The organism is Thalassotalea sp. ND16A (genome assembly GCF_000764205.1).
In the GTDB taxonomy this organism is placed as follows: Bacteria; Pseudomonadota; Gammaproteobacteria; order Enterobacterales; family Alteromonadaceae; genus Thalassotalea_A.
Genome location: NZ_JQDZ01000118.1, coordinates 1 through 20,057, shown reverse-complemented (window position 1 = coordinate 20,057; position 20,057 = coordinate 1). Strand labels below are relative to the sequence as shown.

Below are 20,057 nucleotides of genomic sequence, written 5' to 3'. Positions count from 1 at the left end.
TAACTTCTGCGTTCTTTAAGCTGCATAATTAATGCTCCTGAACAGGGTTACATTAATTATGAGTCAACGATATGTTTTTCAGCTTATTGCTAAATCGCTAGGGTTACCTTTAATTTGAGTCAATTCGTCCCCTTTGCTAGCCAATTGGTATAGGTAGACGTTAAGCAATTCCCTTACTATAGTTTATAGCAACCGTTATAAATTTCTCTGTCGTTTGCTTAAGTAAAGATGCCAGGCATAATGTTTAAACATTACCATAGAAATTATGATTAACGCTTATTTATCATAGGGGTACAGTAATGGCGAGTGAAAGTAATACGGTCACAGTGTTGTATTACCACCAAAGTGATATGACATCTATCTGTACCGATGTTCTGGAAAATTTAAAAGTAGAGCCTGATAAACGAGTGATTTTTCCTCGCTCCTATCGAGAGGACAAAATTATCATTGCGGTATTAGATGGTAATTGTCATGTCAGGAATTCACTTGGTGACAGATCTCTTTTCTCATAACCAGACATAAGTCTGCTTAAACAAGTTAATCTTAACCAGGATTTTACCACCCTATTGGCAAGTTCGACACTTGCCATGCGCTTCTACGACTTGCTTATTAATGGTAAAACCGCTGGCGTCGGCCATCGCTCGTATCGCTAAATCGAGATTATTCGATTGAATTTCTTCAACCTGACCACAACTGTCACATATTAGTAGCTGTACCGGATGATTGCATTCACTGAAGTGATCACACAATAAGAATGAATTTATTGATTCAATTTTATGAACAAAGCCTTGCGCGGCAAGAAAGTCGAGGGCTCGATAAACCGTTGCCGGCTTGGCGCCAGGGTCCAGAGCTTTCAGCTTATCCAATAAATCATAAGCGCCAATAGCGCCTTCAGTTTCAGCCATCAATAAAAACACTTGTTCACGGGCTGTGGTAAGTCGAGCCCCGTTTTTTTGGCAAGCCTTTTTGGCTTGTTGTAAAAGTAATTGTGAGTTCATGTATCTCTGCTGCAAATTCAATACGTTACTGTTTTCACTAGTGTAACACAGGATGTTTGCCGTGCCACTAGTGTAAACTCTTCCATAAATAGAAGGCTATGCTTTTGTTTATTCATCGATATTACTTTATAATTTTCAGCAATCACCAAAGCCAATAGTGCCCTAATATAAATGAATCAATTTTCCGATAAACTTTCCATTGCTCCTATGCTTGATTGGACCGATCGTCATTGTCGTTATTTTTTACGCCTCTTATCAACTCACACGGTTATGTATACCGAAATGGTAACTACCGGAGCGATATTATTTGGTAAAGGCGATTATTTGTCATATAACCAGGAAGAACACCCCATAGTGTTACAACTGGGTGGCAGCGATCCGAAAGCGTTGGCCGAATGCGCCAGGAAAGCGGAACAATATGGCTACGACGCAATAAATATTAATGTTGGCTGTCCGTCTGACCGGGTACAAAACGGTCGATTTGGGGCATGCCTGATGGCAGAGCCTGAATTGGTTGCTGAATGTGTGCAATCGATGCAAAACGCCGTGTCAGTGCCAATCACCGTGAAGTCTCGCATTGGCATCGATGATCTCGACAGCTATGAGTTTTTGCATAATTTTGTCGATGTGGTCGGCCAGGGCGGCTGTCAGCATTTTATTGTTCATGCTCGTAAGGCCTGGCTCAGTGGCTTAAGCCCAAAACAAAACCGTGAAATTCCGCCACTTGATTATTCACGGGTGTATCAAATTAAACAAGACTTTCACCATTTAGACATTTCAATAAATGGCGGCATTAAAACGCTGGCACAGAGCATAGAGCATTTGCAACACATTGATGGCGTAATGATCGGCAGAGAGGTCTATCAAAACCCTTATATGCTGAGTCTGGCAGACCAGCAAGTATTTGGTGTAGATAAAGCGCAGCTAACGCGTGCCGAGATCATTGATGCCATGTGTGAGTATATAGATAAATGTGTCGCTGATGGTGGCAGAGTTTGGCATATAGTGCGACACATGCTGGGACTATGTAATGGCTTGCCTGGCGCACGTCGTTATCGTCGATATTTAAGTGAAAATGCCGGCCGCGAGGGGGCCGACTCAAGCGTTCTTCGTCAAGCGTTTGCATTAACCGGTACAACAGCCGCCATTGATTAGAGTTAGAGCCTAAGTTTACTAGGCAGGCTGCCCGTTGCTCGAAGCCAATAGCTCGAACCTGCTTATAGCCTAAAGTCGGTACAACTAAATCGTAAATCCCCATATGCGCTAAAGTGCCTTGATATGGGGATTTTCAGACAATGATCAGTCAATGATAAAAAAATGTTAAATAAATTGTAAAAAAACTAAACCTTTTTGCCGTTTGCTGCGACTAAGATATAAATTCAATAAATATTAATAGTCCGGAGGAAATATGTTTTCGTTTGTTGCAATGTTTTTGATCTTAATGTTACCTGGGTTTTGTTTTTTACTGTGTTCTCTAATAGTGACATTCCTTGAGGGCAGTAACCCTACTTTAGAAACAGAGGAATTACCTGCCTTGTAGTTTAGCGTTTCCTAGTACCGCCTGCCTGTTCTCGCATTTTCACATTCTCAATTTGTCACTTTCCTTAACCGCAATGCGGTCATTTCAATTAAAAACTACCCGTATTAAACAATATCAATTCGGCTAAATGTCTGATTTTGCCGAACAATAAATTAACGTGGTTAAATAGACTAAGTTTGTGGTTAAAAATACTAACCTCTAGTTAGTTAATCAAATGTTAAATTATTAGATTAAATTATCGCAAATAAAAAATCTCTTTAAAAACAGCTTGTTAAAAAATAAATCAAACTTGGCACAACACTTGTATTGTATTAATCATTATTAGCAAAAATAGCTAAACAATAAATTAACTAATTAATTTGAATACAAAGTAAAGAGGATTGGATTATGAACAAGTTTACAACTAAAGCATCAGTATTAGCAGCATTATTAACAGCAAGTGTAATGGCAACAACGTCAGCCAAGGCCGATGAACTTATGTCATTAGAAAACACCGTCTCAATGGTGGTAACACAGCAATCTAAGGCAGTGTTCAATCAAGTTACTCAGCAAATCGCAAATAGCATAGAGCAAGAAGTTGGCAATTTTAACATTGATTCATTTTTTGCTTCAGCCAAAGGTGTACCAACGGTGACCATTAGTGAGATGAGCAATAATTCGCAATTTAATGAAGAAGATGATTCTTCAGAAGACTTACCAAAATAATAAGGAGCAACATCATGGGCATGTTCAGCAGATTAACAGACATTATTAACGCCAATATCAACAGCTTATTAGAAAAGGCTGAAAACCCTGAAAAACTAATTCGTTTAATTATTCAGGAAATGGAAGAAACTCTGGTTGAGGTTCGTTCACAAGCCGCAAAAAATATTGCGGAGAAAAAAACCTTAACTCGTCAATTACGTTCATTAGAAGCAAAAGTAGCAGATTGGCAGCAAAAGGCAGAATTAGCCTTAGCGAAAGGTCGTGAAGATTTGGCGCGCAGCGCATTAGTGGAAAAACAAAAAAGTGAACAATCACTAGAGTCTGTCCACGCTGAAATGAGCAGCATCGATGAAATGCTCGATGGCGTACAAAGCGATTGCCAACGTTTACAAGATAAATTGGCTGAAGCCAAGCGTCGCCAGGAATCAATGGTTCTTCGCCAGCAGTCAGCCGAAGTTCGTTTGAAAGCTCGTCGCACAATCGACACTGGCAATATCGATAATGCAATCGCCAAGTTTGAACGTTATCAACAAAAAGTTGATCAGGTTGAAGCGGAAGTTGAAGCGTTCGATTTTGCTAAAAACCAGAGTTTAGAGAGTCAAATTGCTGAGTTAGAAAATCAAGATCTAATCGAGCAGCAATTACAAGAAATGAAGAAAAAAGTAGTTAATGGCTAACGCCATTAACGCTACAACAACAAACAAGCAACAGCAAAGGTAAAGCAGGTAAACGTTATGTTCCCATTTACAATTATTTTCACTTTATGGTTAGTACCAGTAGCCACGTTTTTTATTGGTGCCGGTGTGTTTGGTATCGCTAAGTATATGCATGCTTAGCCAACCAAAGTTAACCATACAAAATTAACTTTAACCTTAGTTAACGACCTATCAGGAGTACATTATGAATTCAAATAAATATCGCGTTGAACGCCCATTAAGTAAAGACTTGGTTCACAAGCAAATTTCTGGTGTTTGTGCTGGCCTCGCCCGTCATTTTGACTTACCACGTTTTGGGGTAAGAGTGGCAGTAGTGGTGTTTGGTTTTATGATGCCAGTGGCAAGTGTTGTTGCCTATGTTGTTGCCGCATTTTTAATGCCTAATCGGCACTAATACCAATTTGATTAATAAAGGGGTCTACTTTTTCATGAGGGAAAACGGATAAATACAAGGCATAAAATTTAGTAAGTAGTTATCCTACTTATCAATTTTATAACGCAGTAGTTATTTGTTTTAGCCATTAAAAATGATCAGTTCATTAGTCAACTTGGTATAAATATACAAAGCACTTACCTTGTTAATCATTTAAGGAAGAAGCGATGACATTTTTTAAATCATTAATTCTGGCAGTATTTGCCACCATCATGCTTACTTATGTGTTTGGCGTAAGCATTATCGAATGGTTTGATATCAGTATTTATAGGGATCAACATCAAGTTGAACCGTTAAAGGCGATTAGTATATCTGCTCTGGTCATGGTGGTGCTTGTGGTGGCAGCGTTAGCGATTGTGTTGAGTGTTTTTGGTACCTTGATTTTTGCCTGTTTGCTGTTGTGTGGCGGCATATTACTGGTGGGTGTTGGCATCTTCTGGCCAATATTTTTTATTGCCATGGTAATATGGCTTTGCACCCGAGAAAAGCCAATCAGCCAATAGCTACGCCAAGTTAAATTCTACTGAAGCGATATAAAAATAAGTAAAAATTGACAATATTTTCAAATAATTCGCTGAATTTGATTGTCGAATGCGGTTAAATAAGAGATTATTCATATATACCTAACCCTTTAATCTCTTGTTGCGGCTTTAATCTATGAAGATTCGTTTCTCTATCGCTGTACTTCTTAGCACTTTTCTTTCATTTAACGCATTTTCCGCGGAACTCTTGGTCAGTGAGCAATATGTTAGAGAAACTATTCCTGGTACGGAGATCAGTTCGGCATATATGATCATTACCAACACTTCTGCCAAAGCGGTTAAACTCACCGCTGTAACTTCAAGTGTGAGTGAGCGCATCGAAATGCACGAGCACGTAATGACTAGCGACATGATGAAAATGCAGCAAGTACAATCTATCATTATCAATGCCGGTGACAATGTTGTACTCCAACCTCATGGTTATCACATTATGATATTTAATTTACAACAGCCGTTAACCGCGAATACTGAAATTAGCATGATGCTACACTTTGATAATCAGCCAAGTATGAAAATTAAAGTCCCAGTGAAAGGGCTGAATAAACCGGCAAAGCGTCATCAACCCTAAAGGATAAGTTATGACTTTTAAGTTTTCGTTTAAATCTATTGCAACCACGACATTTGTCGTGGCCTTTTTGTTTTACCTACTCGGCGTGTTCTGGAGTTTTGAACCCGACACTTTTAATGTCAGAGAGCAAGCTATTGCTGATGCCAAGGCCGCTGGTGTAAAGCCTGTAGTCGGCTATACCACCACCACCACGTTGATCAGGGTTGCAGAAAAAATGCAAGATAAGCCGGGTGGTTATCTTGCCAATGATGTGACTCCGCCTTCAGTGTTTCTGGATAATATTCCCGCTTGGGAATTTGGCGTATTAGAGATGGTACGTGACCTGTCTTTGGTAATGCGGCAATCATTTAGCCGTTCACAGTCGCAATCTTTAGAGAATAAGCATTTAAAAAATGCCCAGCCAAAATTTAATATCGACGCTTATAACTGGGCTATCCCGAGTGCAGAAGGTGAATATAGTTCAGCCATTGATGATTTATATAAATACCGTAACGACTTAGCCGATCCGTTAATTCAAGACGCTCAGTTCTACGCTCGCGCCGATAATTTACGTGACTGGCTAAGAGAAATTGAAAAGCGCTTAGGCAGTTATTCGCAACGCTTAAGTGCCAGTGTCGGCCGAAATCAATTAAATACTGATTTAGCCGGAGACAAAGATGCGCAACAATCTACATTGTCAGCCTCTGCGGTTATTATAAAAACCAGTTGGTGGAAAATTGACGATGTATTTTACGAATCTCGTGGTGCCTGCTGGGCGTTATTGCACATGTTACAGGCCATTGAGGTGGACTTTGCCGATGTGCTCGCGAACAAAAATGCTACCGTTAGTGTCAGTCAAATAATAAGAGAGCTTGAAGCTACTCAAGATACGGTTTGGAGTCCACTTATCCTTAATGGTAGTGGCTTCGGTATTGGTGCCAATCATTCTTTAGTCATGGCCAATTACATTTCTAGAGCCAATGCGGCATTAATCGATTTAAGAGAATTACTAAGTCAAGGATAAAAACAAGATGAAAAAAACAGCTGCGTTAATTGCTACGGCAATGATGTTAACAAGTACGACGGCCTCAGCCGATGCAATCGGTGTCTATGTTGGTGCTCAAGTTTGGGATATGGCCACAGACGGTAGCCATGATGTTGGCATCTTTCAAGACGAATTCAGCTATGATGATGAGACACAAGCTCGTTACTATATTGAATTAGAACACCCGATACCGTTTATACCAAATGCTAAAATTGCCCGTTCCGAGCTAATGTCGCAGGGTACTGAAACAACAGGTTTCGGTGATACTGAAATCGATTTAAGCTACACCGATTACACCTTATATTATGAATTGTTTGATAATGACCTATTTGCCTTTGACTTCGGTATCACCGCCAAGGATCTTAGCGGTGATATTGATGATGACAACTTAGATGAAATTGTTCCTATGCTGTATGCTTCAGCCCAAGTTGGTTTACCACTTACCGGCCTGAGTCTTTTTGCGGAAGGCAATTTCTTAAGCCTTGATGATCATACCTTTGCTGATTATCAAGCGGGTATTGCCTATGCGTTAATCGATAACATGCTTATTGATGTCAATCTTTCTGTTGGTTATCGTGCTGTAACGGTTGATATCGATGATCTTGATGGCATTACCGCCGATCTGGATTTTGATGGTGCCTTTGCCGGTGTTGAAGTGCACTTCTAATCGACCTTAAAAATCACAACAAAGCCCTGATTAGTAGCCTAATCAGGGCTTTTTCATTTTAATATTATCAGTGGCTTAACTGATTATGGTGATTAAGAATAACGATTTTACGTTTTCAATGATAAGTTCATATTCGTTTTTGGAATAAAAAATCGTTATCTATTCTTTTGTGTTTTACTCAATGCTGTTTATCATTTACCCATATTAAATTAGTGTAGAGTTTGGAGCAGCACCATGCTGGTAAAAGCCAATAATGACTTAGGGTCAAGTTTAAGCAGTGACCAACTGCAACAATTACAACAGGTGATTCATCAATATTCACCATTGCAACTTGCCTGGGCAAGCGGTTATCTGGCGGCAAAAAGTGAAACTGCGCCTAGTATTGTCCAGCCACAAGCTGCGGCAAGCCCGGCTGGTAAACTGACGATATTGTATGGTTCACAAACTGGTAACGCTAAAGGTGTTGCAGAACAAGTTCATAGTAGTGCCTTAAGCCAGGGGATCACAGCCACTTTGGTCAATATGAGCGACTACAAGCCTAAAAGCTTAAAAGCAGAAACTCATTTATTAGTGATTGCCAGCACCAATGGCGAAGGCGAGCCACCCGATGATGCGATGGCATTGCATGACTTCTTAAGTTCAAAGCGTGCGCCTAAACTCAACTCATTGCAATATTCGGTATTGGCTTTAGGAGACTCGAGCTATGAGTTCTTCTGTCAAACCGGCAAAGATTTTGATGAAAAATTAGCAAGCCTTGGGGCAAAACGCATTAGCGATCGTATCGATTGTGATGTTGATTATCAAGAGCAGGCGAAAACCTGGCAAGAATCTACGTTGAAACAAGTGGCCGATACGCTTACCAGCAGCACTGCGGAAGTTGTGCATTTACCGTTTGACTCAGTAAATACTGCGGCAAGTGCCAGTGTCTACAGCAAAGAGAATCCATTTGTCGCAACGGTATTGGCGAACCAAAAAATCACCGGTCGCGATTCAAACAAAGTGGTGCAACATATAGAGATTGATTTGAGCGATTCCGGTATCAGCTATCAACCAGGTGATGCCTTGGGTATCTGGCCGGTCAATGATGCTGCGTTAGTCACGCAAATAATTGCTAAGTTAGGCCTGGCTGCTGATGAGACGGTATCGATAAGCAATGAATCAATTGCTTTGCAACTAGCATTAACTGAAAAGCTTGAAGTTACCGGCTTAAGCAAAGCGAGTATCGTTAACTGGGCCAACTTGGCCGACAACGAATCTTTAAACGCATTGTTAACAGATAACGAATCATTACGTGACTTTATTAACAGCAAACAAGTTATCGATTTAATTAGCATATATCCGGCTACCCCAAGTGGGCAACAACTGGTGGATAGTTTAGCGGCACTTACGCCACGTTTATATTCTATTGCTTCGAGTCAAGAAGAAGTCGAAGAAGAAGTTCACTTAACCGTTGGCTTGGTTGAATATTTTGAATCGGCAGAGGCAAATGACGAGCGTCGTTTAGGCACAGCTTCAGGATATTTAATTGAACGCTTGCAAGAAGATGACGAAGTGAAAGTGTTCATTGAACACAACAATAATTTCCGCCTACCAGAAAATCCAGAGACGAAAGTGATCATGGTTGGACCTGGCACTGGCGTTGCACCATTTAGAGCTTTTTTGCAGCATCGTGAAGGCACAGATGCCAATGGCGAAAACTGGTTATTCTTTGGCGATCAAACCTTTACCCAGGATTTCTTATATCAGCTGGAATGGCAAAGTTACCTTAAATCGGGCTTGCTAAATCGCTTAGATGTGGCCTTTTCACGCGACCAGGCAGAAAAAGTATACGTGCAACATAAGCTTATCAAGCAAGGTAAAGAAGTATTTAACTGGTTAGAAAATGGCGCCCATTTTTATATTTGTGGCGACATGCAACGCATGGCCAAAGATGTTCATCAGGCATTAGTAGCAATAGTCAGTGAACACGGCAACAAAACAGCGGAACAAGCTGAAGATTATTTAAAACAATTACGCATTAGTAAGCGTTACCAGAAGGATGTTTATTAATGTCAAACTATCAAAATAACTTAGATGCAACCGATCCTAATGTGGTTAAAGGCAATCTGGCCGTAAACGAAAGAATTAAAGGTGAAAGTAAGCACCTGCGTGGCACCATTAGCGAAGATTTAAATGATGAAATTACCGGTGGTTTTACCAGCGATAATTTTCAATTAATTCGTTTTCATGGCATGTATCAGCAAGATGACCGTGATTTCCGCGGTGAGCGAACCAAGCAAAAGCTTGAGCCGTTACACAACGTAATGTTACGGGCAAGAATGCCAGGTGGAGTAATAACTCCGAGCCAATGGTTGGCGATAGATAAATTTGCCGATGAGCATACCTCATACGGCAGCATTCGCTTAACTACCCGTCAAACCTTCCAGTTTCACGGAGTATTAAAACCAAACATTAAATTAATGCATCAAACGCTAAATTCTATCGGTATTGATTCTATCGCCACCGCCGGTGACGTAAATCGTAACGTGCTATGTACGTCGAACCCGGTTGAGTCGGTCTTGCATCAACAGGCTTACGAATGGGCCACTAAAATCAGTGAGCACCTGTTACCTAAAACCCGCGCTTATGCTGAGGTGTGGTTAGACGGTGAAAAAGTTGAAGAAACTGCAGGACAAGAAGTTGAACCTATTTTAGGCAGTAACTACTTACCCCGTAAGTTTAAAACTACCGTGGTAATTCCACCAGATAACGATATTGATGTACACGCTAACGACTTAAACTTTGTTGCCATTAGTGATGGCGAAAACCTGATCGGCTTCAATGTCTTAGTCGGTGGCGGTTTGGCAATGACCTTTGGTGATGATTCTACTTATCCACGTCGCGCCGATGATTTTGGCTTTATCGAATTGAAAGACACTCTGGCGTTTGCAGCTGCGGTAGTCACCACTCAGCGTGATTGGGGAAATCGAGTAAACCGTAAAAATGCCAAAACTAAATATACGCTAGATAGAGTAGGCATTGAGACTTTTAAAACGGAAGTTGAAAATCGTACCGGCATTAAGTTTGCAGATTCCCGCCCTTATGAATTTACTAACCGTGGTGACAAAATAGGCTGGGTTGAAGGTATCGATGGTAAACATCATTTAACTTTGTTTATCGAAAATGGCCGGTTAAAAGATAACGCCGATGCTGCTCTTAAAAGTGGTGTAAAAGCTATTGCTGAAATTCATCAAGGTGATTTTCGCATGACCGCCAATCAAAATTTGATTGTGGCAAGTGTTGCAGCAGAGCAAAAAGCCGTTATCGAGAAAATTGCCATTGAGCATGGTTTGATTGATGCCAGTCAATCTCAGCAACGTCAAAACTCGATGGCTTGTGTCGCGTTTCCAACGTGTCCGTTAGCGATGGCGGAAGCCGAAAGGTTCTTGCCTGAGTATGTGACGCAAATCGAAGGCTTGCTGGCAAAGCACAACATCAGTGATGAGCACATTATTTTTAGAGTAACAGGTTGTCCAAATGGCTGTGGTCGAGCAATGCTGGCTGAAGTCGGTCTGGTAGGTCGTGGCCCAGACAAATACAACATGTATTTAGGTGGCAACATTGCCGGAACCAGAGTACCAAAACTGTACCAAGACAATATCAGTTCAGCACAAGTATTGACTCATATGGATGAATTAATCGGCTTATGGGTTGCTCATCGAAATGACAATGAATGTTTTGGTGATTTTGTAATTCGCCACGGCATTGTGGCTGAAGTTAAAGTGAGTTCACGGGATTTCCATGGCTAATTTAGCAGTAAACAAGCGTTTTCCGGCAACCTTGCCCGAGTCGTTATTGCAAAGTTGGAATGAGCAGTTAGAAAAAATGACGGCAATCGAGCGACTCGAATGGGCCTTTTCCCATTTACCGGATAATTTTGCCTTAACCTCGAGCTTTGGTATTCAGTCGGCAGTAATGTTGCATATGACTACTCAAATAAAACCGGATATTCCGGTAGTGCTCACCGATACCGGTTATCTGTTTGCAGAAACTTACCGGTTTATCGATGAGTTAACCGAGCGTCTGAACTTAAATTTGCAAGTGTTTCGCGCTGATATCTCGCCGGCATGGCAACGTGCCCGACATGGTAAGCAGTGGGCGCAAGGTGACAGCGATCTTAAGCAATATAATGTCGCCAATAAAGTCGAGCCATTAGAAAGAGGCCTAGATGAATTGCAATCCAACACCTGGTTTTCTGGGGTGAGACGTAGTCAAACCGATCACCGAAAATCATTGCCGGTACTGCAGGTTATTCGTGGCCGCTTTAAGTTCCATCCAATTATTGACTGGACCAATAAAGACGTTCATCAATATTTGACTAAGCATAACTTACCCTACCATCCGCTATGGGATGAGGGCTATGTATCGGTAGGTGACAAACATTCAAGCCAACCGTTAACTCTAGGCATGGATGAACAGGACACTCGCTTTAACGGCATGCAACGAGAGTGTGGTCTCCACACCGACGGCGATGGGATTTAATAACATGCCGCTTCTCGGTAAATAAAGAAAGGCCAGTGTAATTTATACGCTGGTCTTTTTGTTTCTAAAAGCTACGGGCAACTGGCTACGGGCAGCCTGTGTTAGTTTCAAATAATATTTAAATTAACACAATCTGCCAGAAGCCAGAAGCCAGAAGCCCGTAGTTCCAAGTTCCTCGTTCCCAGTTCCTTGTCCCCTACAACACCGGTGCAATGACCAATGACACAATCGCCATCACATTAATCAAGATATTCATCGAAGGGCCGGAAGTGTCTTTAAACGGGTCACCAACGGTATCGCCAACCACCGTTGCCGAATGAGTATCGCTGCCTTTACCACCTAAGTTACCCTTTTCCACGTATTTTTTCGCGTTATCCCAGGCGCCGCCAGCGTTTGCCATCATTAATGCCATCAATACACAGCCTAATAGTGCCCCACCTAGCATGCCGCCTAACGCTTGTGGGCTGATTCCAAAGCCAACAATTACCGGTACACTCACTGCAATAATTCCTGGTAAAATCATTTTTTTCAACGCTGCCGTGGTGGCAATATCAACACAACGAGCAGTATCCGGGTCAGCTTTGCCTTCTAATAAACCGTCAATTTCTTTAAACTGCCGACGAATTTCATGGATCATCTCAAAGGCGGCATCGCCCACTGCGGTCATGGTTAAAGAAGCGATAAAAAATGGCACCATACCGCCAATGAATAAGCCAATTAATACTTGCGGATCCCCCAGGTGAAGAGTGAATCCTGGAATTTTTAAGGTCATGGTTTCCACATAAGCGGCAATAATCGCCAACGCGGCGAGCGCCGCTGCACCAATGGCGAAGCCTTTGCCAATAGCGGCGGTAGTATTACCTAATTCATCAAGAGAATCGGTAATGTTCCGGGTTTCTTCTCCAAGCCCTGCCATTTCGGCAATACCGCCGGCGTTATCAGCAACTGGACCATAGGCATCGATGGCCATCGTGATACCAACGGTGGCTAACATACCTACGGCGGCAATACCTACACCATATAAACCGGCCATTTGTGTTGATGAATAAATGATTGCACAAATCGTTAATATCGGTACCACTACCGACTCCATTCCTACCGAAAGCCCAGTGATCATCACTGTCGCAGGACCGGTTTCACCCGCTTTGGCTATTTTTGTAACGGGAGAACTCGAGGTGTAATACTCGGTGACTAAACCAATAATGATACCGCCTATAGCCCCTGCTAAGACTGCACCCCAGACCTTGGTACTAACCCCTAGAAATTGCACGGTAAAATAGGCGGCAACGATAAATAAGATTGCAGCTGAAATCGTTCCAGCTCGTAGCGCAAGTTCGGCTCTACTCGATGACATCGATTTCACCAATAAAATACCAATAACTGAACAAACTAAACCCACCGAAGCTAGCATTAGCGGTAATGCCATTAATGCAGCCCTGTCTCCTAAAGTTTCAACTGCCATCGTTGAAGCAATGGCTATGGACGCGATCATTGAACCACAATATGACTCAAAAATATCTGAGCCCATACCGGCTACATCGCCAACGTTATCGCCAACGTTATCGGCAATAACTCCCGGGTTTCTTGGATCGTCCTCTGGGATGCCGGCTTCAATTTTACCCACCAAGTCAGCGCCGACATCGGCACTTTTGGTAAAAATACCGCCGCCGACACGAGAGAACAGGGCGACCGATGACGCGCCCATGCCAAAACCGTGAATATAGTGGGTGGTGGTTGGATCGCCACCAAAGTACCAATACAAGGTTCCTAAGCCGATAAGCCCGAGTGAGGCAACACATAGCCCCATTACCGAACCACCAAAAAACGCGACGGTTAATGCGGGGGCTGCGCCTTTTTCATGGGCGGCATTGGTTGTTCTCACATTCGCTTTGGTTGCGGTAAACATACCAATATAACCGGCTAGTGCTGAAGAAACTGCACCGACAAAAAATGCCAACGCGGTATTCGGGTCGACAAACAAATACAGTAAAACCAGTAACACCGTGGCAAAAATAAATAGCATCTTATATTCTCGATGCATAAATACCATGGCACCGAGATGAATTTGATCGGCGATTTTTTTAAGCGCCTCGCCACCAGCATCGTATGATTTGATTATATTATAAAGAATGAACGCAAAGATAAGGCCTGCAATACCAAGAACAGGAGGCAGGTATAGTAAATTTTCCATAAAATCCTCATTATTATTTTTATTAACCGCACATTTAGCAATGGCGATTTATTTTTGTCTGTTTTCAACCCATGCATACCAGCATTAATACTGTAAAAGATTAATGCTATTTTGCATTACCGAAGAGACAACTTAACAATGCGGTTTATGTGGCTAGGCAAATACTGGTTGAATTATATTAGTGATTGAAATCATCAATATTGCCGAATATAAGCAGCTATCAACGCTGTTTTTTATCAGCGCTAGTTTAACATTACTCTTAGTCACCACAAAAGTGTAGTGCAAGATGTTAAATAATAATTTTTGAAGCGCTATAAATCGTGTTTTTTTAGTCCATTAGTCTAAAGTTTTTAATTATTTGTGCATTTTAGCGGCGAAAAAGTCGAATTTAAATTTCAACTCGTTATAATAACGCCAATTTTAAAATATCGTCAAAATGGGAAGAGCCATGAGCCTTAATAGTGTACCAGCGGGTAAAAACCTACCTGAAGAAATTAACGTAATTATTGAAATTCCAGCACATGCTGATCCGGTAAAATACGAAGTAGATAAAGAGTCAGGAGCAATCTTTGTTGATCGTTTCATGTCAACTTGTATGCATTACCCAACTAACTACGGTTATGTACCACATACGTTATCTCTTGATGGTGACCCGGTAGACGTATTGGTACCTACACCATTCCCATTATTAGCGGGTTCAGTAATTCGCTGTCGCCCAATTGGTGTATTAAACATGACCGATGAGTCAGGTGAAGATGCGAAAATTTTAGCGGTTCCAGTAGATAAATTATCTACAATTTACCGTGGCATCAACGAAGCTACGCAAATGCCTGAGTTATTATTAAACCAAATTTCTCACTTCTTCGAGCACTATAAAGATTTAGAGCCGAGCAAGTGGGTTAAAATTCAAGGTTGGTCTGACGCGAAAGCTGCACGTGATGAAATCGTTTCAAGCGTAAAACGTTATGAAGAAACTGAAGATAAACCAGCATTCTAATTGCTCGTTCTCTTCGAAATAACCCGCTTCGGCGGGTTTTTTTATGCCTAAATTTTGATTTTTTTAATTGCACTTCTTTACTTTGTTCGTTTAAAAAATGAATTTAAACAGTGGATTTAAACAGTTGTTTGAAAAAATGGTTGCTTTGCTGCAACAGACAAGGCAAACTCAGACATCGATAAATTTAAGCTATCCATTAATCATCCAGTCTGGTTTATTGTTGATAGCAAAATAACTTTTCAATAAATTTTATTTAGAGCGAGGGAGTTTCAGCATGATATATCAAGGCAATTGCCTATCTGCCCAATTACTTGACGACGGTATCGTTGAGTTATGTTTCGATTCAAAGGGCTCAGTTAATGCGTTAAATATTGCAACGTTAGCAGAATATAAAAGCGCTATTACCGCCATTGCAGAATGCAGTGATGCCAAAGGGGTTATTGTTACCTCGGCGAAATCTACGTTCATAGTTGGTGCCGACATTACTGAATTTACCGAGTTATTTAAAACTCCTGATGAAGCAATCGCCGGTGTGTTTAAATCAAGCAGTGACATCTTTGATATGTTCGAAGACTTAAACATGCCTACCATTGCCGCCATTAATGGTTTTGCCTTAGGTGGCGGTTGTGAAACTACCTTAGTTTGTGATTACCGAGTTGCAGATACCAATGCCAGTATCGGTTTACCGGAAGTCAAATTAGGATTAATGCCTGGTTTTGGTGGCACAGTGCGCCTTCCTCGTATTATTGGCGTAGACAATGCGCTTGAATGGATGACAACAGGCAAGGCGTATAAGGCCCAACAAGCTCTAGATTTTAGAGCTATAGATGCCGTAGTCGCACCAGAGAATTTAAAATCTGCGGCTATTGATATGCTAAAAGATGCCATTGCTGGCAAACTTGCCTGGCAAGCTAAGCGTCAAGAAAAACTAGAGCCGGTATTATTATCTGACATTGAACATGTGATGAGTTTTAATACCGCCAAAGGCATGGTTTTTGCCAAAGCTGGTAAACACTACCCGGCACCAATGGCGACGGTAAACCTGTTAGAAAAATCAGTTAAGCTTGATCGCAGCGCTGCCATGTTATTAGAAAATGATGCCTTTGGTAAATTGGCCAAAACCGATGCCTGTGCCGCGCAAGTTGGCTTGTTCTTAGCCGACCAGGTAGTAAAAGGCAAAGCCAAAAAAGCCGGTAAAATGGCTACTAAAAAAGTTGAACGGGCTGCCGTATTAGGTGCCGGTATTATGGGCGGTGGTATTGCTTACCAGTCGGCTTATAAAGGTACGCCGATTGTGATGAAAGACATTAACAATGCGGCTCTAGATCTGGGCTTAACCACTGCCGCTGGTATTTTAACCAAGCAAGTCGAAAAAGGCCGGTTAAATGCCAAGAAAATGGCGCAAACGCTAAACAACATTACGCCAACGCTTACCTATGACAGCATTAAAGATGTCGATATTATCGTTGAGGCTGTTGTTGAAAACCCGAAGGTGAAAGCCGCAGTACTGAAAGAAGTTGAAGCCAATGTGAGTGACGACACGGTGATTACCTCGAATACTTCAACAATTTCAATTGACCTTCTTGCACAAAGCATTGCCAAGCCTGAGCGTTTTTGTGGCATGCATTTCTTCAACCCGGTAAACAAGATGCCATTGGTTGAAGTCATTCGCGGTAAAGATACTTCCGATGATACCGTTGCCGCGGTTGTTGCCTATGCCGCGAAAATGGGGAAATCCCCAATTGTGGTTAATGACTGTCCTGGCTTTTACATCAACCGGGTGTTATTTCCTTACTTTGCCGGTTTCAGTCAACTGTTACTCGAAGGCGCTGACTATACCGCGGTAGATAAAGTGATGGAAAAACAATTTGGTTGGCCAATGGGTCCGGCATATTTACTCGATGTTGTTGGCTTAGATACCGCCGATCACTGTACGGATGTAATGGCGAGTGGTTTCCCAACCCGTATGCCTAAACAAGAGAATGATCCAATAAAAGCGCTGTATAGTGATAATCGCTTTGGTCAGAAAAATGGCATCGGTTTTTATGAGTACTCAAAAGATAAGCGTGGCAGACCACAAAAAGTGGCAAGTGAATCAAGTATTGAATTGATGTCTGCTATGTGTGCTGAGACCTGCAGTTTTGACAAAGAAGAAATCATTGCCCGTTTGATGATTCCTATGGTTAACGAAACTATCCGCTGTTTAGAAGAAGGCGTTGTCGATACCGCGGCTGAAGCTGACATGGGCTTAATTTACGGTTTAGGCTTCCCGCCATTTAGAGGCGGCCCAATTCGTTACCTTGAAACTGTCGGCTTGCAATCATTTATTGATACCGCCGATAAATTTGCCCACTTAGGGGAAATTTATCAAGTAACCGATGGCCTGAGAGAAATGGCAAAATCGGGCAAGTCTTATTTTAATACCGATGTTAAAACAGCTAAGTAGAGCGGAGAATTATTATGAATGAAGTAGTTATTGTAGATTGTATTCGCTCTCCTATGGGGCGTTCAAAAGGCGGTATTTATCGTAACGTACGAGCGGAAGAGTTATCTGCTAGTTTAATGGCACAAATTTTACAGCGTAACCCTAAGCTAGATCCCGCCGATATTGAGGATGTGATCTGGGGGTGTGTTAAGCAAACCAAAGAACAAGGTTTCAATATTGGCCGAAATGCTGCATTGCTTGCAGGCCTACCAAAATCTGTTGCCGGGGTAACCGTTAACCGCTTATGTGGCTCTTCCATGCAAGCATTACACGATGCTTCTACCTCTATAATGGCGGGTATGGGTGACGTGTTTTTAATTGGTGGCGTAGAACACATGGGTCATGTGCCGATGATGTATGACGTCGATTTCGCCCCCGCGATGGCAAAATATATGGCCAAAGCTGCAGGTAATATGGGTTTGACCGCTGAGCTCCTTGGTCAACAACATGGTATTAGTCGGGCAATGCAAGATGAATTTGGTGCCCGTTCGCATCAGCGTGCCTTTATGGCACAACAAGAAGGTCGCTGGGCCAATGAGATCGTTGGTATTGAAGGCCATGATCAAACTGGTGCATTAAAGGTAATTACTGAAGATGAAGTGATTCGTCCTGAATGTACTGTTGAAAGCCTATCGACACTGCGCCCGGTATTTGATCCGGTTAATGGCGCTGTGACCGCCGGTACATCATCTGCAATTTCTGATGGTGCCAGTGCGATGTTAGTAATGTCGGCTAAGAAAGCCAAAGCGTTAGGCTTAACGCCACGAGTAAAAATTCGTGGCATGGCTGTCGCTGGTTGCGATCCTGCAACTATGGGCTTTGGTCCGGTTCCGGCAACTAAAAAAGCACTGAAACGTGCAGGCCTAACTATTGCGGATATTGATTTGGCTGAATTTAACGAAGCATTTGCTGCACAAGCATTATCGTGTATTAAAACATTAGGAATGCTTGATGTAATGGATGACAAGATTAACCTGAATGGTGGGGCAATTGCATTAGGTCACCCATTAGGCTGTTCAGGTGCCCGTATTTCAACAACATTAATTAATTTAATGGAAGCGAATGATGCCAATATTGGTTTGGCAACTATGTGTATCGGTTTAGGCCAGGGTGTAGCGACAGTCTTTGAAAGAGTTTAATGAAGGTTAATAACCTTCACTTCTAAATAAAACAGGGAAGCATAGCTTCCCTGTTTTGTAGTTTGTACTTATACCCGGCAGGCAAGGAGCCTTTAGAGGGGGATTGTTTAATTTGCTTTCACCAATAAATCTTTACTGGCTCCTGCTTTAATCGCAACTTCTATTGCGACTTCTTCTGGTAATCCGGCTTTAATAGCTTGATCAATTATTGAACGAGTGTGCTCTTTATCAAGAGACTGTACCGCCACCTCTATTACTGCATCACTATGCTCTGGGTTATTGCTAAAAGCATTGCTCAGCAATGACATAAATTTTTGTGGCAATGTTTTAAATGCCATCGCTAATATGCTGCCAAAATCATCGGGATACTCTTCAGTAGTAGAATTAACAATACTATTCGCCATAACTGGTTGAGTTTCTAATGCGGTAATGAAAATGTGATCTCTGTCTTCAGGGTGCAGTTTACTGGCAACAAGCACGATGTCGTTAGCGTACGCGGGCTCTGCTTGAATTGCTGCTTTAATTATTTGATCACAACTGGCAACTTCATGCTGTAAGGCAAGTTTGATCACATCTTCACTATACTGTGGGTTAGCAGCAATAGCGCCTTTGATCACTTGTTTATATTTATTGGGGTAGTTTTGAAATGCGATATCGATGATCGCTTCTTCCAATTCTGGATAGCGTTTAAGTAAACTACTCACACTTCTGGCAACTGAAATGTTTTTATCAGTGTACTTTGTCAGCAGTTTTTCTAACAGCTTGTCTTGTGAGTCTGAGTTGTTTGCATGTACCGGAGTGCATAAAACAGCCAGAGATATAATGAGAATTAGCGCTTTCATAGTATTCACTTGAATTGTTGTTATAGTTTTTGAGCTTATATCTAACTATAAGTTCAAAAAACATGCAATGCCATTTAACGCAAAAAGGTTAACATCATAGGAAGAATGTTTCTTTTTGTAACCAAAATCAACCAATCGTCTGGTTTTTAAACGATATTAAAGCTTTTTTAAACTATATTAAAATTAATTGAAAAAAGGTGTTGACGGCTCCGCAAAAATCCCTACAATGCGCATCCACTTCCAAGGCACTTCTCAACGAAAGTTTAAGAGAGAACCTGGTAAGGGTTTTGAATCGTTTGTTCATCATATTTGATAAATAAGCAATCAACAAAAATTTGAAAATACGCTTTTAAAATTAATTGCGAAATACTTCAAAAAACATGTTGACATCAAAACTGGATGACGTACAATGCGCATCCGCTTCGGGCAAGGCTACTAGCCAGTTCCAAGCAAGAAAGATTGAATACCAAGGGCAGCGAATGCGACTGACTCTTCTTTTAACTTTAAGTTAAAAGCTTCTTTAACAATTAGTTATCATGCAATTTGTGTGGGCACTCACATCGAGATTAATTTACATAGTCCTTCGGGACACATAATTACTTAATGATGAATGAACACACAAACATATTAGTCAGGATTTATTTTAGCGATAAAGAATGATTAGTACGTTTTAGTTATTGCGCTTCGAC

The 20,057-nt window shown here is 41.6% G+C and carries 18 protein-coding genes; 15 read left to right on the top strand and 3 right to left on the bottom strand.

What is annotated here, in order from left to right; translation table 11 throughout:
• The first annotated feature begins 299 nt into the window (after positions 1–299).
• A complete protein-coding gene (locus ND16A_RS21170; RefSeq protein WP_152593932.1) occupies positions 300–512 on the top strand; it encodes a DUF2375 family protein in 213 nt (70 codons plus the stop codon).
• 51 nt (positions 513–563) lie between these two features.
• Here ND16A_RS21170 and zur read toward each other — a convergent pair whose 3' ends face one another.
• Positions 564–998, bottom strand: a complete 435-nt coding sequence (gene zur, locus ND16A_RS01965) for a zinc uptake transcriptional repressor Zur (protein WP_033079131.1) — start codon at positions 996–998, stop codon at positions 564–566.
• A gap of 171 nt (positions 999–1,169) precedes the next feature.
• Here zur and dusA point away from each other — a divergent pair, with 171 nt between their 5' ends.
• From dusA to ND16A_RS02020, 11 genes are all read left to right on the top strand, one after another.
• Positions 1,170–2,153 (top strand): tRNA dihydrouridine(20/20a) synthase DusA, encoded by a 984-nt coding sequence (dusA, locus tag ND16A_RS01970; protein ID WP_033079130.1) that lies wholly within the window; start codon positions 1,170–1,172, stop codon positions 2,151–2,153.
• Positions 2,154–2,925: 772 nt separating this feature from the next.
• Positions 2,926–3,243 carry a hypothetical protein gene (locus ND16A_RS01975; RefSeq protein WP_033079129.1) on the top strand — a complete coding sequence of 106 codons (318 nt, stop codon included), beginning with the start codon at positions 2,926–2,928 and terminating at the stop codon, positions 3,241–3,243.
• A gap of 14 nt (positions 3,244–3,257) precedes the next feature.
• Entirely contained in the window at positions 3,258–3,920 is a 663-nt protein-coding gene (pspA, locus tag ND16A_RS01980; RefSeq protein ID WP_033079128.1) for a phage shock protein PspA, read from the top strand.
• 223 nt (positions 3,921–4,143) lie between these two features.
• Complete coding sequence (locus ND16A_RS01985) at positions 4,144–4,353, top strand: PspC domain-containing protein (protein WP_033079127.1); 210 nt, start codon at positions 4,144–4,146, stop codon at positions 4,351–4,353.
• 206 nt (positions 4,354–4,559) lie between these two features.
• Entirely contained in the window at positions 4,560–4,895 is a 336-nt protein-coding gene (locus ND16A_RS01990) for a hypothetical protein (protein WP_033079126.1), read from the top strand.
• Positions 4,896–5,049: 154 nt separating this feature from the next.
• Complete coding sequence (locus ND16A_RS01995; protein WP_033079125.1) at positions 5,050–5,502, top strand: copper chaperone PCu(A)C; 453 nt, start codon at positions 5,050–5,052, stop codon at positions 5,500–5,502.
• A gap of 10 nt (positions 5,503–5,512) precedes the next feature.
• The gene (locus ND16A_RS02000; protein ID WP_033079124.1) at positions 5,513–6,505 is read left to right on the top strand and encodes a DUF2333 family protein; all 993 of its coding nucleotides are present in this window, start codon (positions 5,513–5,515) and stop codon (positions 6,503–6,505) included.
• 7 nt (positions 6,506–6,512) lie between these two features.
• Entirely contained in the window at positions 6,513–7,193 is a 681-nt protein-coding gene (locus ND16A_RS02005) for a TIGR04219 family outer membrane beta-barrel protein (protein WP_033079123.1), read from the top strand.
• Between the two features lie 234 nt (positions 7,194–7,427).
• On the top strand, positions 7,428–9,242 hold the full coding sequence (locus ND16A_RS02010; RefSeq protein ID WP_033079122.1) for an assimilatory sulfite reductase (NADPH) flavoprotein subunit: 1,815 nt from the start codon (positions 7,428–7,430) through the stop codon (positions 9,240–9,242).
• Positions 9,242–10,981 (top strand): assimilatory sulfite reductase (NADPH) hemoprotein subunit, encoded by a 1,740-nt coding sequence (cysI, locus tag ND16A_RS02015; protein WP_033079121.1) that lies wholly within the window; start codon positions 9,242–9,244, stop codon positions 10,979–10,981. The genes ND16A_RS02010 and cysI overlap by 1 nt, the downstream gene beginning before the upstream one ends.
• Positions 10,974–11,714 (top strand): phosphoadenylyl-sulfate reductase, encoded by a 741-nt coding sequence (locus ND16A_RS02020; RefSeq protein ID WP_033079120.1) that lies wholly within the window; start codon positions 10,974–10,976, stop codon positions 11,712–11,714. Before cysI ends, ND16A_RS02020 begins: the two co-directional genes overlap by 8 nt.
• Positions 11,715–11,910: 196 nt before the next feature.
• Here ND16A_RS02020 and ND16A_RS02025 read toward each other — a convergent pair whose 3' ends face one another.
• Positions 11,911–13,905 (bottom strand): sodium-translocating pyrophosphatase, encoded by a 1,995-nt coding sequence (locus ND16A_RS02025; RefSeq protein WP_033079119.1) that lies wholly within the window; start codon positions 13,903–13,905, stop codon positions 11,911–11,913.
• 448 nt (positions 13,906–14,353) lie between these two features.
• On the opposite strand from ND16A_RS02025, the gene ppa reads away from it, so the two are divergent.
• The 3 genes from ppa (at position 14,354) to fadA (ending at position 18,526) form a co-directional block, all read left to right on the top strand.
• Positions 14,354–14,902, top strand: a complete 549-nt coding sequence (ppa, locus tag ND16A_RS02030; RefSeq protein WP_033079118.1) for an inorganic diphosphatase — start codon at positions 14,354–14,356, stop codon at positions 14,900–14,902.
• A 274-nt stretch (positions 14,903–15,176) separates the two neighbouring features.
• Positions 15,177–17,348, top strand: coding sequence for a fatty acid oxidation complex subunit alpha FadB (gene fadB, locus ND16A_RS02035; protein WP_033079117.1), 2,172 nt, complete (start codon positions 15,177–15,179; stop codon positions 17,346–17,348).
• A gap of 14 nt (positions 17,349–17,362) precedes the next feature.
• Entirely contained in the window at positions 17,363–18,526 is a 1,164-nt protein-coding gene (gene fadA, locus ND16A_RS02040) for an acetyl-CoA C-acyltransferase FadA (RefSeq protein WP_033079116.1), read from the top strand.
• A 107-nt stretch (positions 18,527–18,633) separates the two neighbouring features.
• Here fadA and ND16A_RS02045 read toward each other — a convergent pair whose 3' ends face one another.
• Positions 18,634–19,368 (bottom strand): hypothetical protein, encoded by a 735-nt coding sequence (locus ND16A_RS02045; protein WP_033079115.1) that lies wholly within the window; start codon positions 19,366–19,368, stop codon positions 18,634–18,636.
• Positions 19,369–20,057 lie beyond the last annotated feature (689 nt).

What these genes read in the sequence shown, in the direction of transcription:
- ND16A_RS21170 (WP_152593932.1), top strand. Translation starts at nt 300, where the DNA reads ATGGCGAGTGAAAGTAATACGGTCACAGTGTTGTATTACCACCAAAGT.
- zur (WP_033079131.1), bottom strand. Translation starts at nt 998, where the DNA reads ATGAACTCACAATTACTTTTACAACAAGCCAAAAAGGCTTGCCAAAAA.
- dusA (WP_033079130.1), top strand. Translation starts at nt 1,170, where the DNA reads ATGAATCAATTTTCCGATAAACTTTCCATTGCTCCTATGCTTGATTGG.
- ND16A_RS01975 (WP_033079129.1), top strand. Translation starts at nt 2,926, where the DNA reads ATGAACAAGTTTACAACTAAAGCATCAGTATTAGCAGCATTATTAACA.
- pspA (WP_033079128.1), top strand. Translation starts at nt 3,258, where the DNA reads ATGGGCATGTTCAGCAGATTAACAGACATTATTAACGCCAATATCAAC.
- ND16A_RS01985 (WP_033079127.1), top strand. Translation starts at nt 4,144, where the DNA reads ATGAATTCAAATAAATATCGCGTTGAACGCCCATTAAGTAAAGACTTG.
- ND16A_RS01990 (WP_033079126.1), top strand. Translation starts at nt 4,560, where the DNA reads ATGACATTTTTTAAATCATTAATTCTGGCAGTATTTGCCACCATCATG.
- ND16A_RS01995 (WP_033079125.1), top strand. Translation starts at nt 5,050, where the DNA reads ATGAAGATTCGTTTCTCTATCGCTGTACTTCTTAGCACTTTTCTTTCA.
- ND16A_RS02000 (WP_033079124.1), top strand. Translation starts at nt 5,513, where the DNA reads ATGACTTTTAAGTTTTCGTTTAAATCTATTGCAACCACGACATTTGTC.
- ND16A_RS02005 (WP_033079123.1), top strand. Translation starts at nt 6,513, where the DNA reads ATGAAAAAAACAGCTGCGTTAATTGCTACGGCAATGATGTTAACAAGT.
- ND16A_RS02010 (WP_033079122.1), top strand. Translation starts at nt 7,428, where the DNA reads ATGCTGGTAAAAGCCAATAATGACTTAGGGTCAAGTTTAAGCAGTGAC.
- cysI (WP_033079121.1), top strand. Translation starts at nt 9,242, where the DNA reads ATGTCAAACTATCAAAATAACTTAGATGCAACCGATCCTAATGTGGTT.
- ND16A_RS02020 (WP_033079120.1), top strand. Translation starts at nt 10,974, where the DNA reads ATGGCTAATTTAGCAGTAAACAAGCGTTTTCCGGCAACCTTGCCCGAG.
- ND16A_RS02025 (WP_033079119.1), bottom strand. Translation starts at nt 13,905, where the DNA reads ATGGAAAATTTACTATACCTGCCTCCTGTTCTTGGTATTGCAGGCCTT.
- ppa (WP_033079118.1), top strand. Translation starts at nt 14,354, where the DNA reads ATGAGCCTTAATAGTGTACCAGCGGGTAAAAACCTACCTGAAGAAATT.
- fadB (WP_033079117.1), top strand. Translation starts at nt 15,177, where the DNA reads ATGATATATCAAGGCAATTGCCTATCTGCCCAATTACTTGACGACGGT.
- fadA (WP_033079116.1), top strand. Translation starts at nt 17,363, where the DNA reads ATGAATGAAGTAGTTATTGTAGATTGTATTCGCTCTCCTATGGGGCGT.
- ND16A_RS02045 (WP_033079115.1), bottom strand. Translation starts at nt 19,368, where the DNA reads ATGAAAGCGCTAATTCTCATTATATCTCTGGCTGTTTTATGCACTCCG.